15 protein-coding genes and 3 pseudogenes are annotated in these 17,063 nt (G+C 39.7%); 10 read left to right on the top strand and 8 right to left on the bottom strand.

Going from position 1 to position 17,063, the window contains the following annotated elements; translation table 11 throughout:
* Window positions 1-19: 19 nt before the first annotated feature.
* The 5 genes from AC0YNS_RS26645 (at window position 20) to AC0YNS_RS26625 (ending at window position 5,197) form a co-directional block, all read left to right on the top strand.
* Entirely contained in the window at window positions 20-454 is a 435-nt protein-coding gene (locus AC0YNS_RS26645; protein ID WP_475783966.1) for a hypothetical protein, read from the top strand.
* A 932-nt stretch (window positions 455-1,386) separates the two neighbouring features.
* A complete protein-coding gene (locus tag AC0YNS_RS26640) occupies window positions 1,387-2,955 on the top strand; it encodes a trypsin-like peptidase domain-containing protein (protein ID WP_475783965.1) in 1,569 nt (522 codons plus the stop codon).
* Between the two features lie 58 nt (window positions 2,956-3,013).
* Window positions 3,014-3,379, top strand: coding sequence for a hypothetical protein (locus AC0YNS_RS26635; RefSeq protein WP_475783964.1), 366 nt, complete (start codon window positions 3,014-3,016; stop codon window positions 3,377-3,379).
* A gap of 33 nt (window positions 3,380-3,412) precedes the next feature.
* Window positions 3,413-4,060 (top strand): stalk domain-containing protein, encoded by a 648-nt coding sequence (locus tag AC0YNS_RS26630; protein ID WP_475783963.1) that lies wholly within the window; start codon window positions 3,413-3,415, stop codon window positions 4,058-4,060.
* Window positions 4,061-4,291: 231 nt separating this feature from the next.
* Window positions 4,292-5,197, top strand: coding sequence for an ATP-dependent DNA ligase (locus AC0YNS_RS26625; protein WP_475783962.1), 906 nt, complete (start codon window positions 4,292-4,294; stop codon window positions 5,195-5,197).
* Window positions 5,198-5,337: 140 nt separating this feature from the next.
* On the opposite strand, the gene AC0YNS_RS26620 is transcribed toward AC0YNS_RS26625, so the two are convergent.
* A complete protein-coding gene (locus AC0YNS_RS26620) occupies window positions 5,338-5,820 on the bottom strand; it encodes a YhjD family protein (RefSeq protein WP_475783961.1) in 483 nt (160 codons plus the stop codon).
* A complete protein-coding gene (locus AC0YNS_RS26615) occupies window positions 5,817-7,082 on the bottom strand; it encodes a DNA polymerase IV (protein WP_475783960.1) in 1,266 nt (421 codons plus the stop codon). The genes AC0YNS_RS26620 and AC0YNS_RS26615 overlap by 4 nt, the downstream gene beginning before the upstream one ends.
* A 558-nt stretch (window positions 7,083-7,640) precedes the next feature.
* Here AC0YNS_RS26615 and AC0YNS_RS26610 point away from each other — a divergent pair.
* The 3 genes and pseudogenes from AC0YNS_RS26610 (at window position 7,641) to AC0YNS_RS26600 (ending at window position 8,923) form a co-directional block, all read left to right on the top strand.
* Window positions 7,641-7,847, top strand: coding sequence for an SOS response-associated peptidase family protein (locus AC0YNS_RS26610; protein ID WP_475784038.1), 207 nt, complete (start codon window positions 7,641-7,643; stop codon window positions 7,845-7,847).
* Window positions 7,837-8,199 (top strand): annotated as a pseudogene (locus AC0YNS_RS26605) (SOS response-associated peptidase); the annotation flags it as partial. The gene AC0YNS_RS26610 and the pseudogene AC0YNS_RS26605, both read left to right, overlap by 11 nt.
* A gap of 526 nt (window positions 8,200-8,725) precedes the next feature.
* Window positions 8,726-8,923, top strand: a complete 198-nt coding sequence (locus AC0YNS_RS26600) for a hypothetical protein (RefSeq protein ID WP_475783959.1) — start codon at window positions 8,726-8,728, stop codon at window positions 8,921-8,923.
* A gap of 208 nt (window positions 8,924-9,131) precedes the next feature.
* On the opposite strand, the gene AC0YNS_RS26595 is transcribed toward AC0YNS_RS26600, so the two are convergent.
* From AC0YNS_RS26595 to AC0YNS_RS26585, 3 genes are all read right to left on the bottom strand, one after another.
* On the bottom strand, window positions 9,132-9,857 hold the full coding sequence (locus AC0YNS_RS26595) for a stalk domain-containing protein (protein ID WP_475783958.1): 726 nt from the start codon (window positions 9,855-9,857) through the stop codon (window positions 9,132-9,134).
* 2,014 nt (window positions 9,858-11,871) lie between these two features.
* Entirely contained in the window at window positions 11,872-12,555 is a 684-nt protein-coding gene (locus AC0YNS_RS26590; protein WP_475783957.1) for a hypothetical protein, read from the bottom strand.
* A 17-nt stretch (window positions 12,556-12,572) separates the two neighbouring features.
* Window positions 12,573-13,055 carry a DUF7689 domain-containing protein gene (locus tag AC0YNS_RS26585; RefSeq protein WP_475783956.1) on the bottom strand — a complete coding sequence of 161 codons (483 nt, stop codon included), beginning with the start codon at window positions 13,053-13,055 and terminating at the stop codon, window positions 12,573-12,575.
* Window positions 13,056-13,322: 267 nt separating this feature from the next.
* On the opposite strand from AC0YNS_RS26585, the gene AC0YNS_RS26580 reads away from it, so the two are divergent.
* Both AC0YNS_RS26580 and AC0YNS_RS26575 read left to right on the top strand, forming a co-directional pair.
* A complete protein-coding gene (locus AC0YNS_RS26580) occupies window positions 13,323-13,820 on the top strand; it encodes an RNA polymerase sigma factor (protein WP_475783955.1) in 498 nt (165 codons plus the stop codon).
* The gene (locus AC0YNS_RS26575) at window positions 13,807-14,457 is read left to right on the top strand and encodes a hypothetical protein (RefSeq protein ID WP_475783954.1); all 651 of its coding nucleotides are present in this window, start codon (window positions 13,807-13,809) and stop codon (window positions 14,455-14,457) included. Before AC0YNS_RS26580 ends, AC0YNS_RS26575 begins: the two co-directional genes overlap by 14 nt.
* Window positions 14,458-15,514: 1,057 nt before the next feature.
* Here the strand turns inward: AC0YNS_RS26575 and AC0YNS_RS26570 are convergent.
* From AC0YNS_RS26570 to AC0YNS_RS26560, 3 genes and pseudogenes are all read right to left on the bottom strand, one after another.
* Window positions 15,515-15,793, bottom strand: a complete 279-nt coding sequence (locus AC0YNS_RS26570; RefSeq protein WP_475783953.1) for a hypothetical protein — start codon at window positions 15,791-15,793, stop codon at window positions 15,515-15,517.
* Window positions 15,794-15,861: 68 nt separating this feature from the next.
* Window positions 15,862-15,996 (bottom strand): annotated as a pseudogene (locus tag AC0YNS_RS26565) (HNH endonuclease); the annotation flags it as partial.
* 359 nt (window positions 15,997-16,355) lie between these two features.
* A pseudogene (locus tag AC0YNS_RS26560) lies at window positions 16,356-16,469 on the bottom strand (hypothetical protein); the annotation flags it as partial.
* Between the last annotated feature and the right edge of the window lie 594 nt (window positions 16,470-17,063).

Genomic DNA, 17,063 nt, shown 5'->3' with positions numbered 1-17,063 from the left:
AGATTAATGGAGACCGAACATGAAAACCAATTGTAATTGTCTAAATAAAATCGAAGAGTGGGAGTACGATGGTTCAATCGGCTACTGGTACGCCACACGGGAGTGTGGTCCATGTGCCTACTACTGGGAAGGTCCGGATTATTCAAAAAGTAACCCTCTAGAGCATCCATCGAAAGGTACAAACCAAAACGTTTTTGACTCCTCTTCAATAAAGGACGAACCAGATAGTGATGAACCCGGAACATACCATATCTATTGCTATGACGAACAAGAACGATACGGATCTCCTGTAAAATTAATTGAAATACAAGATATTTTTAATTTCTGTGAGCTGAACAAACATTCACACGCCGTCATTCGTGTTATCGATCCGAAGGATGATGCTGTGGTCGTCAAGGTATGTAATGGTAAATATGTGTTTCCTGATCAATGGACTAGATATAACGAGAACTGAAGCTAAAAATAAACTATTTAGGGGATAACAACATGGAGAATCCAATTAAATTATTATTATTTGTGGTTGGTATTATGGTTGCTCTCATTGTAGGAACATGTACAATATTTCATTTCTGGCCCTGAGGCTTTAGAGGCCGCATTGAATGAGAGTAATGGACTGTATTGGGAAGATGTGAAGTTTTGGGTGATAGGATTAGTTGGGTTTGTTTTAGCCATAGCTTTCTTGCCAACAATTATCCTAGACCGTCGTAAAACAAAAAAAGAAACTACATGTTCTTGAAGAATAAGATTGAGCGGCTCTGCACCAATCTTGGTCTTCTTGAGTAACCTATTGTCTTACTTGAAATCTATTAACGAAAGTTGAACGAACAGGAGCAGATGCCGGCGGCAGCTGCTCCGTTTTTCATTAAGCCAAAAGGCAGGATCAGTATCTTAAACCTCGTCAGAATCAATCGGCTCAAATACCACATCAACAAAGTCACTCACATCCCGCTCCTTCTTTAGCTGCCGGCTTCAAAAATCTTTTTCAAGTTACTGCTGCACTTGGAGCTGTATGAGACATTTGCAATCCATACGCTCATTTACAGCTTAACAAGCCTTTCAACTTATTTGTCGGAGCAAATGGCGGCGGCCAGTCTCAAGACAATCCAAGGGAATCGGGTTACGCCCACCATCATACATTCTAAATATGACATTTACCGATATTATACGACAATTAAGTAGGTCATTTTGTCGGTTTATTTATTCACCTTTTATGGGTATTTCGAATTATAATTGTGAAGTCGGATTATTATAAATATACCATTTTTTTGAAAACTAGAAGAGTAGAGAAGCATTTCGCTGAAGGACATTTGTTTGCATTTTTTTCATCCATATCTGCTTCCAACTTATCAAATTCAAGGTGATCTTATAGGGGAGGAATGGACTAATTTGAGAAAATCTTTTATCGCCATCATTCTACTCGCATTTATGTTTCTAGGCGTCAGCAATGTAAGTGCTGCTACTGTCGCATCAACAACTTTTTATTCAGTAATACTAGATGGAAAAGTAGTCGCTACAAACGCAATAGTGAAAAACGGCTCTACAATTGTTCCCTTTAAAAGCTTGCTAAAAGCTATGGGCTTCGAAGTGTTCTACAACCCGAAAGACAAGACCATTGCTGCTGTTAGCTTAACGACAACAATTAATTTGACTGTTGGAACAAAGCGAGCCTTCCTGAATGGCAAGATTCAAGCAATACCTGTAGCTCCTGAAATAATCAACAATATTACTTACATACCGTTAAGGTTTGTCGGTGAGGCAATGCAGTGTAACCTTGAGGTAGATAAAGCAGCAAAAGCAATCTATGTTGATTCACCACACCCTACGTTGGTTCTTGAAGATCAGCAACCTGAGCCTTCTGTGCCAGTAGAAACAACGCCAACTACAACATCTGAGCTTACAACAAAGCAGAACACAGCAAAGAATGATGGGAATGTAGTAATGGTGGAGATGGACAATGGACAGGGAAGCGCAGTTAGCTTAGGCCACGGATTATTTCTGACAAACTATCACGTAATCGAAGGTGCTACAAGCGGAACAGTAAGAGACATCAAGAACAGTACATATGAGATTGCTGGTGTTGTTTCTTCTGACAAGAGCGTTGATTTAGCAATTATCAAGCTAAGGGTAAATTATGATGTCTGGAAGGCTGTTGAGATAGGCGATCCAACAGAACTAGCTAAGGGAGACAAGGTTGTAGCCATAGGGAGTCCTAGAGGAGTTCAAAACACTGTTTCTGAAGGTAATGTAAGCAACATATTTACAGAGAGTAATATTGACTACATACAAATTAGTGTCCCTATAGATCATGGCAGCTCAGGTGGTGCACTTTTTAATACGAAAGGGCAGCTCGTTGGCATAACAAGTGCAGGCATCGACGATAGTAATGCGGATTTGAATTTCGCTATCTCAATTAATGAAGCTACTGCTTTACTGCAAGATGTAGCAGGCAAATCATTTAATCAAATAGCTGTCGCTGCTTTCCCAAATTCTATTCAAACCACATTGCCTACCAATACTGTTGGAGGCAACGTTGGTATTTCAGACGAAGAGGTAAGGAAAATCATCACTGAAGCATTGAACGAAAACGTATTCAATATACCTACTAATATTACTACACTCTCTTTAGGTACATGGACTTCAGTAGTGGATAATGGAACGATATATCTATTCGGCTCAATGGACTTTAACGAATATAGTAGATACATTAATAACTTCTCCTATATAAAAAGTCAAGTTGAAAATTGGGCGAGATCAATAGGAAATATAAATCTACAGACCTTCCCTGATAAGAAGACATCAGTAGGTGTCTGGTTTACGTTCGTATTCAGCAATTATCCATCTGGCTTTCCACAAGATGAAATTAAAGTTGTAGCTGGTGGTTATCAAGTCGATCATCTTTTCATTCTTGTAGTTACTGACCCTGTAAACAGTGTACGCATCGATGTACGACCATAAAGCAAACCGCATGCATCTAATGGAAATAAGACGGTGCTTCTAAAGGCCGTCTCTTTCTATGCATACCGTTAAGGGGGAAGCTTGCAACAATACGCCTATCAAAGAGCAAGTGTACAATGAAGAACTAAGTAAAGATGTAGTTGATTCGTCAGAGCTTACGAAAGAAGAGAAAGAGCTATACAACAAAGGTGTTACATATGCTAAAGAGCAGAAGGTTGAGCTAGCTGAAAAAACTGTTGCACAAATGGCAGCGGAAACTGGAAGAAGAAGAGAAGAAAATTTATTTTACCTGCACTACCATCACGAACCCCATAAATCGTCTCCACAGTTTGAGTGGGATAAACTACCTACTCCACGCTGCATGATGTTTGTGCTTAAAAAACACATTGAAATAGAAGGAAATTATACCTATTTTGTAGAATAATGATACCCTGAGAGATATAAGGGAGGAAATAGAATGAATTGGAAAACAGTAAGAGATATTTCTGTTGGAGCCGTACTAGGAAGCATGTTGCTCTCTGGGGTTGGATATGCTGCCAACAGCATAAAATTGATTGTTAATGGTAAAAGTGTCAATGAAGAAGTCAAAGTAATAAATGGTTCAAACTATGTTCCGGTTAGTGTTATCAGCAAATATTTAGGAACTAATGTCAGTTGGAATCAATCAACTAAAACTTTGACTATTGGAAAAGCTGCACCAAACACCTCAACATCTACAAACGCTACTAGTAGTACTGGAAAAGGGAAATTGAGTGCACCAACAACCTTTAACTACAATGTAAATTCAGCAGATGGAATCACAATGAGCCTATTTTTTAAGAATCTAACTGGTAAAACAATTAACTATTATACAGTTAAAGTGAAGACTTTTAATGCAGTCGGTGATCCGTCGTATGATGACATGACTGGCGAAAGCTCGTTTGAAATTAAATATGTTGGACCAGTTAAGCCTAATGAAGAAATGGGCGTATTCAAACTGTTCACTTACCAGTCAGCTCTGGAAACAATTAAAGTAACTGCAATTGATGTAATCTACAGTGATGGAGCAAAAGAAACTATTTCTTATAGTTACAAAACTTCTAAAGATAATGGTTATGCTGATTAATAGCATAATATAATAAAAGGATTAAAGACAAACATGGGTAATTGAGTTTGTCTTTAATCCTTTTTTGGATATCTTTATTAAACAACGCCTGCCCGCAGTCTACAATGTTATTTTCACTGACTACTACTACATAATTTTCACAAAACAGATGTAATTTTGTGCAGAAAGCCCATTGTTTCCATATACCATTGATAAGCCCTCCGTGCTAATGTCAACTTGGAGGGTTTTGATATGTTAAACGAACCAATAAAGCCAATGCTACTACAACCTATACAACCTACTGAAATTAAGAAGGACTGGAAGTCGAGTTTGAAATGGGATGGTTTTCGTATCATTCTGCATATAGATTTGGGGAATGTAAGAGCATTCACAAGACATGGTACAGAGGTAACGGATCGATTTCCGGAACTCCAACAAATTAAAATAAACGCGAAGAACGCAATTTTGGATGGCGAGTGCATTGCATTCGATCTCACGCAACCATCCGACCAGCCAAATAGACTTTTTTGGGACGATGCTATGGCTCGTTTTAACACAAAGAAGCCGGCTGCCGTTAAACAAATCTGCAAGACCTTAAAGGCTCATTTCCCCGTCTGGGATGTATTATGGATAGATGGCCAGTCTGTGATGAAGAAGACGTTTCTGGAGCGCCGCGAATTGCTGCAGGCGATCGTTCCGCCGTCTGATATATTAACAGTCACTCCATTGTATGATGATGGCCAACAGCTCTTCTTGAACGCGAAAAGGCATGGGTTAGAAGGGATCGTTCAGTACAACGGTAATTCAACCTACAGACTAGATTCCCGACCACATGATGTGATCGTGAAAGTAAAAGCTTATCAATATGCGAATTGCCAGATATCCTCGATCCGAAAGGGTTCATTTGGATGGGGATTACAGTTGGAGGGAAAGTATGTTGGCGTCTTAGAATTCCCGCCGCATAAAGACGTAATTCGGGCTTTTCATTCCATCTCAAAGCAAATAGTCAAAGGGGAAAACAAAGATTGGATCTTCTTGAAATCATCAGTCTTTACATGCCGCATCAAATTTCAATGCGTCACTAAAGATGGAAAGCTAAGATCGCCAATATTCGAGGAATTCGTTACACCCGCTCCAGTACATGCTTTACAAGCATGAGTTCTAGATGATCGTCAGTCAATGGCAGCAGGGGACAATCAGCTTTGGATCAAATCCAGTTTATATGTTAAAAAGCCGGAGGAGTCATCACGCCGGCTTTTTATTTTAACTTTTGATGCCTGTATCTATTCAAAGACTCATTACGTATTTTTAACCTCATCGAGATGTTTTTCGAATTGAGCGATATATTTACCTATTCGTGTACTGACTTCTGACCTTACTAAAAACCTCATCAAAGCAAACTTATGCTCATAACCACGATAGAAAAATTTATAGTGCACGGCGTCGTCGATTCGCTCGTCCTCAATTACTTTAATTTGATTTTCTCTCAATTCTTTGCGGATTCTTACTAAATCTGCATGGATGATATTTATCAGATGATTTGCAGATGCCGCGTAAAGTCTTTTCAAGGCAAAGTTTGACCTCTCGATCTCAAGACGATTGTTATCAACCACTGTCATCATTATTGGCAGAAGTACGGAGTCACGTACCATTATCAACAAATTCTGCGGCACCTTTTGTATTGATCTATCCGGATTGGTTTGCTCGTTAAGCTGATCACGATGTTCGGGCGATATAAACTTAGTGCCCCAACGACCATTCCCCTCTAGAAATTTACTCATTTAAAGTGTCCTCCAATTTTTCGAGCCCTGTCACGCGCCTGGCCAGATTTCAGGAGCGATGCTGCGCTTAGAATAGCCGCTTCACCGTACCGATCCTTGATTTTATCCTTTGCTGCGGCAAGTTCGAGCTTACGAGGTAAATCCTCAAAAAGGTCCAGCTGATACACGCTGTTGTCTGATAGCTCTGAAATATCCACCCCAAGGTGGGTCAAAGGATTTCCGTCCCAATGAGACATGAAAATCTTATGCGCAGCAGCTAGTATATGATGCTCCAAGCAGCTAGAACTATCTAATGTAATTTGCCGGCTGAAGCCGCTTGTCTTAACGCCATCTGTCGTACCAGCACTAACCGTGACTTTCCTGCCTTTATATTTGTGATGCCGAGATGTTCGACATACCTCAATGACGAGTTCGAGTAGCAGAGGTTCAATTTCGGGTAAGGTTTGGTATAGTTTCCACGGTAAGGCGCGTCCTCTAGTAATCGATTTGGGCTTCCCAAACGCTCCAGGAACGACGGGACTAGGGTCGATACCACGCGCTGTCTGCCAGTAATAAATGGCTTTAATGTCACTCTGTTTGCCCATCCGTTGCCGCATTCTCCGCTTAAAATCATGCAGTTCCATCCTAGCCAGGTCGCCGATCGTATGAATTCCCATACGAATAAAGTGCGCTGTCATGCGGGAGGCGACCATAAACATGCTGCTTATCGGTAATGGCCATAATTCAGACTCGATATTGTCGAAATTAAGTGTAAAAAATCCTTCAGGGTGTTTCTTAGCGAAATTATCCGTTGCTGTCTTAGCCAGAATCTTGGTTGGACCACAGCCAACCCGGGTCCATACACCGGTTGAGAGTAGCACCTTGCTTTGCATTTGACTGGCGATCTCAAGTGGCGAACCGTAAAGTGCGATTGAACCTGTGATATCAAGGAAGGACTCATCGATCGAAAACGTCTCTACAAGCGGTGTAAATGACTTATAGATCTGATTAATGAGCAGCGATACGCTGATATACGTTTGCATCCGCGGCCGAATTACGACGAGCTGAGGACACTTTGCAAGAGCCTCACCTAGTCGCATAGCTGTAGAAACACCGAAGGATTTAGCGATCGGGCAAGCAGCTAACACAATCCCTGATTTACGACTTGGGTCAGCTCCTACTACGACAGGTTTATTCGCATGTTCGGGGTGAGTAGCCTTTTCTACGGAGGCATAGAAAGACTGTGCATCCGCGAGGAAAACGACCCGTTCTTTACCCGGCATTTCGGATCACCGGCTCATGCGCCAAGATATTGTGAATCTTAAATAGCCGTAGCCCACCTGATTCCAGGCAAGTCGCACGTACATGCGTAGGGGTAACGGATTGTATAAGGATTTGTCTCTTGGTAATCCGATTGTTCCTGTCCTGATAAATAATCACTATGGCCATCCCTTTATATTTGCTTATTTGCGAGTGTAATGATGGCATATTATCGCCTCCACACGAACATTTGTTCCTTTATTATACTACAAACGCATGTTCGGTATGCAAGGTATGTTTCTGGAAATTTTACAACAACAAAAACATACATACATATACATAACATATACATACATACATCATAAAGTGGGCAGAAAACGAAATGTCCAACGGGATGAATGGATTGACTAAAACCGCTTCTTAAGGGAAATATATCCCCGTGAGGAGGGATGCTGCTTGTGCGGAAGATTCACGATTGCGGCCGACCTGAGTGAAATTATCGATACATTCTCCGTTGACGAGGTGAATTATGATTATTCAAAAAGCGCTACAATGTAGCTCCTACCCAGACAGTCCCATGCATCATCAATCGGGAAGGGAAGCGGGTATTGGAAGGGTATCTATGGGGATTGATTCCGTTCTTTAGTAAGGACGCAAAAATTGCATATAAAACAATCAATGCCAGAGCAGAAGGTATTGAAAAGAAGCCGGCTTTCCGACATTTACTGAAACGGAATCGCCCTGGTTGTGAGCAATGGGTTTTAAGAATGGAAACAGGAAGCCGATAGTAAGCAACCGTATCGATTCCAGCTAGAATCAAAAGGTGTTTTTGGGTTTGCCGGTTTATACGATTCTTGGCGGGATCCGTCCACTGGGGAAGAGGTTAGGTCATCTACGATCATAACAACAACTCCGAATGAGCTCGTTTCCACCGTACATGACCGAATGCCTGTGATTTTGACCGGCACCGATGCTGCGAACTGGATAAGTCCAGAAATCGATGAGACCGAGAAAGTGTTGAGCTTCATGAAACCCTATCCCAATTCTGAAATGATTAAATATCCGGTTTCGAAGGACGTTGGGAATGTGAGGAATAGCAGCTCATCATTAATAGAGGAAGTCCCGTTAAACTCTCTATAGAAGCTTAAACGACATGCCCGAATGACGAGTTTCATTACTACTCCCCAAATAAAAATGAACCATGCGAGAGGACAAATTTGCCCATCTAGCATGGTTTCTTTTTACAGTGTTCGGAAATTGGAGTGCTGCAGCGTAGAGCCTGTTGTTACCCTCTATTATTAGAGAATGGGGGATAACCGTTACAAGTGCGGATGTGTTATCTAGGCTACTTACCCCCAGGTAGAATTATTTTCTTAACAATGGTTGAAGTTGTATTATGACTTCGAAAACGTCATTCATGTCCTCCATTTTAAATCGTATGAAATCTGGAGTATCGTCCCTGTTTACATGAATGGTCTCCATATCTTCGTAAAGGCCTTCAAACCAAAAAGCTTGATCGTATTTCACAATTATGTGCAGACTTACGCAGCGGAACCCGACGGCCATTATTGCGATCTACTAGTTAGCAAGACATCTAGCGATAGGAACTAATGTTTGCTACAATGATCTCATTGGAATCAGTATAAGTCATCAGGAGGCGATTTATATGTTCAGTGTTGGTCAAGAACTACAATTGGAGACAGATTTAAAACGGGCAAAACTAGCTCAATTGCCTGTTCAGGTAAAGTACGAGGATGGAGAGATCGCTGACTATGGTGGCCCTATTGAAGATATAAATGCCATTGCTGTGAAAATCAATGGAATGCATTATACAAAGTCTGTCTGCCGTTTTTACGTACGTTAGTCATGTTGAGTCGATAACGAACAGCGCAGTAGCCGGCAATAAGAATAATTTTTAAGAAGGATGAAGTCCGCGAATCAATACCGCGTTTATTATTTATAAAAGTAGTGTTGATGCAACAATTCCTCTCTTGGCAGAATAATTTAGGCATCGAAACGGGCTTATGAAAACAGGATATCTCGAATGAGATATCCTGTTTTCTACTATAGCGTTAGTTTAATACTGGATTAATCAGGTCGATGACTTGAGTGTTAATAGATATGTTTTGTGGTCTGCTAAGTTTCATGTTCAATTGTGTGATACCTTTAACATTAAGTGTCACCGCTTCTTGAATTGAACCCTTACTTAATAAGAAAGAATTCAACACTCTTCCAGCCTGATCGGTGAATGTTACCGTGCAGCCGACCGTATCATCTGATTTCTCATCATCCGTACCAATGCCGAATGTTAACGACGAATACTGTGCATTCAAATTATAGTTAAAAGTTAAATTAAGCGCGTTTGTATCTTGAAAGTTATTATGTTTTGAATAGATTTTGTATCCCTTTGAACCATAGGACTTTCCGTTTATAGTCATTTGTTGGTTCTGCGAAACGGCATATTCGATAAACGTTTCATTTACTGTCGATTCACCATTAGCGAGTGGTAGAGGCGTACCTTTTATAAGTTTACCAATGTTAACGGCAGAGTTGGCCCCGTCCCATTTGACATCTACCCCTAACAAATCTCCAACCGCTTTTATAGGCACGTAAGTCCGGCCATTTGCGGAAAATGGTTTAAGAGCGTCCTCTTTTGAAGTTTTATCAATCCCATTTTGAATTAACTTCACTCCAAAAAATGCATCAATCTTTACTGATTTGGTCGCTGCGTATGAAATACCACCAAAAAACAAAGAACCTGCAATGAATCCACTTGTAATCAACTTTAAATTTCTCATTCTAATACTGTCTCCTTGTGTATGAAGTATTTGCCCAATTAACCGGATGCCCGCGGATACCACATCGGTGATCTAACTTTAAATGCGAAATAGCATAGATCCTGATCGCAATTAATTTTCCAGCCGAATCCGATTCCAATTTCTACATCATGTAGTTAAATGAAAAAAGTCACAGGAGTATCCTGTGACTTCGGGTGCTTCCGCGAAGGGCAATTTCGATTAATTGGGTTAATTATACCATAAAATATACCAAATATAACACTCCTACTTCTTATCTCTTTATTTGATTTAGTACTATCAGGTAAGCCACCGTAAAATTAGAAAGGCAATGGCCTACAGAGATGTCTTCGAAATCATTAAAACACACAATGTTATATTAATCACTGGAGAATCTTATTATTTTCTGATAAAAACCCAGATAAAAGGTTGGTTTGAAGTTCAATAATATGGCTACCTAATATGAAAGGATGCAAATAAATGGCTGAAAATTGCAATAAAGAACAAGACACATCATTTGATCCACGTAACAAATTGTTTTGCTTTCGCATGGATAAACATGACTGTTATTATAGAAAGACTGGGAATTGTTCTCTTGAGTTAAATGATAAAGAAGCGTCAACAATGTTACTTCCCGATATAATTACCAATTCAAGTAAGTATGAAGATTTCCCGGAAGATTCGGTGATGTATTGCCGCCTACTTGCAAAAAGTATAATCGATAATGGCTTCAAGAGCGGCATAATGGTATATAGTAATTCATGTGGTCACTTCACGTTCAATAATGGGCAACATCGAACCTGTATTGGAAAACGTTTGAACATTGCAACGATTCCGATCGAAGAAATCGACCAAAACAACGGTCAATGTCCTCATTGCTACTGCATACGAACAAGTCTTACGTATAAAATACAGACCTGGTTAAATAGATCACACTGGTTTATTGGATAGGTTGATTTTTACACCTATAAAGAGAGAGTGCGGTTCCTCGGTCAGATCGCATAGTAGTTACCTGCTAAGACACCCTCAGATGAGACCCTAGGAGCGCGACGATATGCAAAGGAGATGTTTAGATTGGATCGAGTGACTTGCTTTGCTGTATGGCGCAAGAGATAATGCGGGCGGATTTAAAAATATTAGGTTCAGTGATATTACTTCAATAAAAGTTGTTAGAGGAATTTTAGGAGGAATCCTACTAGAAATAGGTGTAAAGTCCGGAGTAAATGTGTATATTAATGTGAAAAATGAGTATTTTAATTAATACCATGGGAGAGTTGACGAGATGGGCATAAGGAGACTAGTGAAAAGGGAAGATGTACTCTTTAAACGCAAAATAGTTTATCTTACAAGGAAGGCAATTGAAGGTGAAATCTTTTATCTAATATTTATGCTCATAATAAAAGTTTTTTTTGCAAGACAGTTCGATTATTATGACTATTTTGCAGGTATATTTATGGGGTTAATTTTTGGGAATTTAAGTTGGAAAGCTAAAATGAAAAGTTTTAATTCTAAAATGATTTAGATAAATCAAGCTGAATTAGCTCAATCGTCTTTTGCTGTCGGGTGACAAGAACTTTATCCCATTCCCGATTTTGACAAGAACTTGACCTCATTCCCGATAAACGTCATTGACAGCGTTATTCCCGTTCAGTTAGTGTCGGAAGTCAAGAACATATATGCTTAAGAAGCCGCTAACTGCGGCCTTTTTCATTTTAAAATTTATATGTTCTTGTCAAAGACCAGTGACAAGAACATATATCGTTAGCCGAATTAGGACAAGAACTTGTATTGTTATGGCTCTTAAGGTTCCATTTACTTCGTCTTCACCAATATGGGGAATCACCTGGGATTACCCCAAAGGATCTTCAGCATGCCGTGGCATCTTACATCATGGAGTATAATCACTGAAACTAAACGACTGCTCCCCGGTAGAATACCGAGAAGCAGTCGCTACTTAAAAGCTTTTCATTGTTGTCTACTTGACTGGGGGATGATCACTGAATTGGTCTTTTATTTATTATTGCTTATTAACATAATCCCTTAATTTTGAAAACTTTTCTTTATTTTTGGAAATCAGTTCTTTTTTGTTGGAGGCATCTCCTTCAAGTGCCAATTCCTTATCATTCTTAGTAAGTTCTTCGAGTGCAGGGAAGAGGTCTTCATTTCCTTCTTCTACCTTATCAGCGATGAATGGTATAGAAGGAGTACCTAGTTCAATCAGTTCTTTAATTTTATCATTGGTGGTTTTTGAAGATTTGGCAACCTCATCAACTTTTGAAGAAACATTTTTTAAATATTGTTTCCACTTTTGGTTAAATAACTTTGCAGAATTCCACTCTGTTGAAGGGTCTCTTTTTAGATCCGTTTTTGAAATCTTTTCAACTGCAATAGCTAGAATATATTCTTGGAGCCCATCAATTGGGCTTTGTTCAATTTTATCTTGCAATACAGGAAGAGCATCATTTCCCAATGCTACAATACTCTCAAAATCTTTATTGTCTTTAATATAATCATATGGATTTGAGCTCATAGCTAATTCAGTTTTTAATTCTACTTCTTTATTGATTTTTTCTTGAATGGCGACCATGTTAGTATCTACTTTTTCTTCAATTGAAGCACTTGCAAAATGATCGTTAACAAAAAGTGTAATTACAAAACTCATAGAAAACAAAGCAGCAATTATTAGTGCAATTCTTTTCATTTTTTAATTCTCCTCGACTAGTTTTTATATTTTCTCATTGCGTAGCCATACGGTCCAGCGCCTTTATAGGGATTATGTCCAAGACTTTGTAATCTTTCGAGTTGTCCCCATTTCGCATTACTATAATTGACATCAGCTACTTTGCTGAAATGTGTAATATTAGACTCACTAGTACCATACGAAATAATCATTCCTACTGTGGCTGGTTCAGATAAAGCATAAGTATTTTTTCCTTTGGTCAACATATAGTTGCTTACTTGAGAAAGTGTTGGGTTGTTTTCCTCCCAAGGCCACTCCCATATACTAGTGTTGCCTAATGCGAATGCTAGACAATTATAAGTAGGAGTGGCATCTGCTAAATACGCATAATTTCCTGGAGTAATAACGACAGCATCATATGTAGCTGCGGGTTGTGATAATGCTTGTGCCGATACAGCGCCTCCTACAATTGCAGTCAAAGATAACGTCGTTGTAACTAACCATCTGGTTGCCTTTTTCATAAAAACCCCTTCTATTGAGATTCGTCCTGATATCTCAATTGTTATTTTCAGTGCAGGTATGATTAAAACATATTTTTCACTATTTGTACCAATGCATAAATACCTATTTTATTAGGACTATACTAAATCATGTAAATTTTTTTTGTTTATTCCAACTGTTGTGTCAGTGCTTTGCATTGGTTAAAACTTAGATAACAAGCAATTTTTTTTGTGCAATGAAACAATTCTAGACATCCAATCGTGTTAGTGATGGAAGGAGGGGAGCAATTGGAAAGCAACGAGATAAGCAGGAATGAACGGTTAGAAATCTTGGTGAACAAATATGCTGAGATGGTGCTGCGCTTAGCGCTAGCCCACCTCGGAAACCTAGTGGATGCACAGGATGTGTGCCAGGAAGTATTTATCAAGCTTTTCAAGCATCAACGTCCCTTTAGCGATACTGAACATGAAAAGGCTTGGATTCTTCGAGTCACTATTAACACATGTAAAGATCTAATCAGGAGTCCTTGGAAGAAGTGGTTTTTACCTTTTGAAGAGATACCTCTACCAAATAATCATCCTGAGAGCATGGAGGTCGTATCATTAGTTCTTACGCTTCCTCGGAAATATAGAATGGTCATTCATCTTTACTATTATGAAGGCTACAAAACAGCAGAGATTGCCGGACTTTTGAACACAAAAGAGAGCACAGTTCGAACACAACTAAAGCGAGCAAAAGAGATGCTGAAAGCAAAAATAGTAGGAGGGTTTAATGATGACGATTAGTAAAAAGTATTTAGACGGAATGAACGAAATAAAGATAGATGATGAAATCAAACAAGCAATTATTCATAAAGCTAACACAAGTACAGTTGCCCCTCATACCTTAGTTCGAGTGTTACGAAGTAAAATGGCAATGATCGCCGTTTCTTGTATGATAATAATTCTTCTTGCTGTTACAGGATCGCTTGTCCTTCACAATGAGAATCAAACTAAATCTTCTGCAATATTTAGTGGGTTTGTGGTTATTGCATATGCGGCAGATGGTACTCCTTTGCAGGTAAAACCTGATGTATTTTTCCCACTCGGTAATTATTCAATGTTTATGAGCAATGTACCAGGATTTCCAGTGAACATTGTATCCACTGAAGCAGACAAAATAGAAGTTCGAGCCTCAGAAGGGCAACTGCTAATTTGGAATCGTACGGATTTCAAGGTATTATCGCAGGGCAAAGAAATAACCTTTAAGTCAGGCGATACAATCTACTGGACTCCATTGACAGAAGGTGATCAAGCACAAGCGGTGGGACAGAGTATGCTTGAGATAACCGCCTACAAGGATGGGAAAGCGCTCGGTAGCAGTAAGATTGAAATCAAATCAGAGGATTTGATTATGTACAAAGGGAAATTAATCTATAAATGAATATCGAGAGGGTTGTTCGTTCCTCTACATTATCGCATGTGATTCGAAGTGCCCCTACTAACCTAATCATGTAGAGAGAACTATAGCTCTCGGGATCTGGTCCTACTGGCAGGAGCGTTCTATACCCGGCATATGTCTTTTGGAGAAAAGCAGTCCTTGGAAATTCCTATTTCTATCGTGATAATACCAGAGTCTTGTCAAAAGCCAGTGACAAGAGCATATATCGTTAGCCGACTTAGGACAATAACTTGCATTGTTACCCGCAGCTGAAATACCCTCATTAAATAGCTTCAAAATGAACGTTCCAACTCCCGGATGTCTGGGAGTTGGATAACTACTTAACCCACGGAGGAAGAGAAGGATGAAAAAGGAGCCGGTGGCCAAGAGCCGAGAGTACAAAGGTGGCGATGCCAAGTGGGCACATCGCAACTAATTGAATCTTGGATCCACTGTATCGGGGGCAAATGAGGATGAAATACTCGCTGTCGGTAGGGATTAAAGTTTGCACTCGCCTAGCATGAATTCTTAGAGGCGGATGCTTTGAAAGAACAAACCTTCAGCACGAGAAACGTTTAACTGCTATATAAGGAAGAAGCATCCGGATAAACCGCTCCAAATATTAGACCGTAGCCGCTTCAGCAGTAACTATTTAGAACACTGTAGGAAATAGCTGATTGCTATTGGATGAAAGAATGAAATTTGCTGTACTTGATAACAATCAGGAAGTTGTCCTAATTTTGAATGACTTTAAAAAAGCTGATCTATATTGTAACGATCTGTTAGCCTCATCAACTGTAATTGAACTGCCATCGATAAACTTTACTTGTGAATTCATTTGTCGTTTCCTCCCTTAGATAATAAAAAAAGCCGCTCTTATGAGCGACTAATAAAACAAAATCATAGCCTGTGAGTTATTTAAAGTTTTCAGTGACCAGCCTCTTGAATGATTCTTCATTAAACATTTCAGTGGCATTTGTTGGATGTAAATTATCGGGAATATACCAACCAATATCGGTATCATAAAACAATTCGAACTCTCTTTGATTCACAGAAAGCTTTAGATCGACGATGAAAATAACATTTCAGGTATGCTTATATACCTTGGATTAAAAGACATATTAGCATCCTTATCTACGTTAATCTGCAATCTAGTGAGATTGGAATTATGGCCATTGGCATATTCAGTGATCTCTAAATCATAAGGCTTGACCCACTTTTTTACATTGTTATACAACATAAAAACTTGATGTTCATATCGTTCTTGGACCGATACATCCTCAGCTATCTCGCGCTTGTTTTTACGGCCCTCTAGGAATTCTTTAAACTCATCAGCCATTAGAACCCTCTCCTTTGAAATTAGATGCCAACAAAGAAGAGTATAATACAAATGGAATAATAGGCCAATTATTTACCAAAACCGCCATTTTCCTTGGCAGTCTTAGTGTCATGACATGGTTTGCAAAGTGGCTGCCAATTGTCACGATCCCCGAATAGAACCTTGTCGCCCTTGTGCGGCCTGATGTGATCGTCAACAGTGGCTCGGCAAGTGGCAGGATATTGCCGAGTGTATGACAAGAAGTTGGAACTACTGCAAAGGCGTGGGGTGAAAGTCGAAGGCGAATTAACGAGGTTTGAAATCGTGTATAAGCCTGATGAGAAAATCCCGATAAGCGTTCTAGTCCAGTTTCCGCCCCAATTCAATAGGCTTTATCTGTGTTCCCAAGTCGTTGGACTTGAGCAGATGAAACCGAAACTCCAACACAGAGTGAAGTCATTGATGAGCGGTGAACTGGAACAGAAGCAGATAACGGCATATTACCGCAGGGAAATCGAGAAACAGATGCGGCAACGTCCGACCATGGACTTCGATAGACTTGCGGAAGAGAAGTGGGAGGATGTCATAACGATACCCTGTGCCATACTTGGCGGCGTAGTGAACAAAGTACCAGTGGCAGTTCATGAAGCTGAATGTCGAGCGTTTTGCAAATTTGTTCCAATGTATCAAAGTAGTAAGCCGCATTAACCTTATCGGAGCAAAGGTGGCTAACTGTACTAGAGCTGGAATTTTATTACGTAAAATTCTAATTTGACGAATTAGAATACCAGAGTGGTATGTCGGAGGCGCTCCGCGAGCTATAGCGTTAATACTTACGAGTCTTTCCTAAAATGTGCAGAGTCTTCTCCTAAATATTCAGAAGAAGCTGCAAGAACTTGATCCGATTCCCGATAAGCAGCCGGTAGGCCGGTAACTTGTTGAACTAAAGAGCAGGATTGCTGAATTAAGGAAATCAATGGAATAGAAAACTCTAATAATCCAGAAAAATGGGGTGCAATAAAACAAAAGATGACCCAACAGCCTTCAAAACCTAAGAAAAAGGGATTTTGGGGGTGGATTTTTGGAGATTGATCATAGAGACAATCAGCTTAAAAAGTTGGTTGTCTTTTGTTTTTAATCTTTCGTACAATAGAAGAGAGGCGGTACATATACATATAACGGTTTTTATGTAAAAAGGTTTTGTGTAAATAAACGGAGTTGCTGCATCGTCAATTTGAGCTCAGATCGGCGGAAATGCAATAAAGGAAGTGTGGGATGCTGGTTTGTCCTA

The organism is Paenibacillus sp. J22FR21, assembly GCF_056269135.1.
The sequence above is the reverse complement of the archived record's forward strand: the minus strand, read 5'-3'. Positions and strand labels throughout refer to the sequence as shown.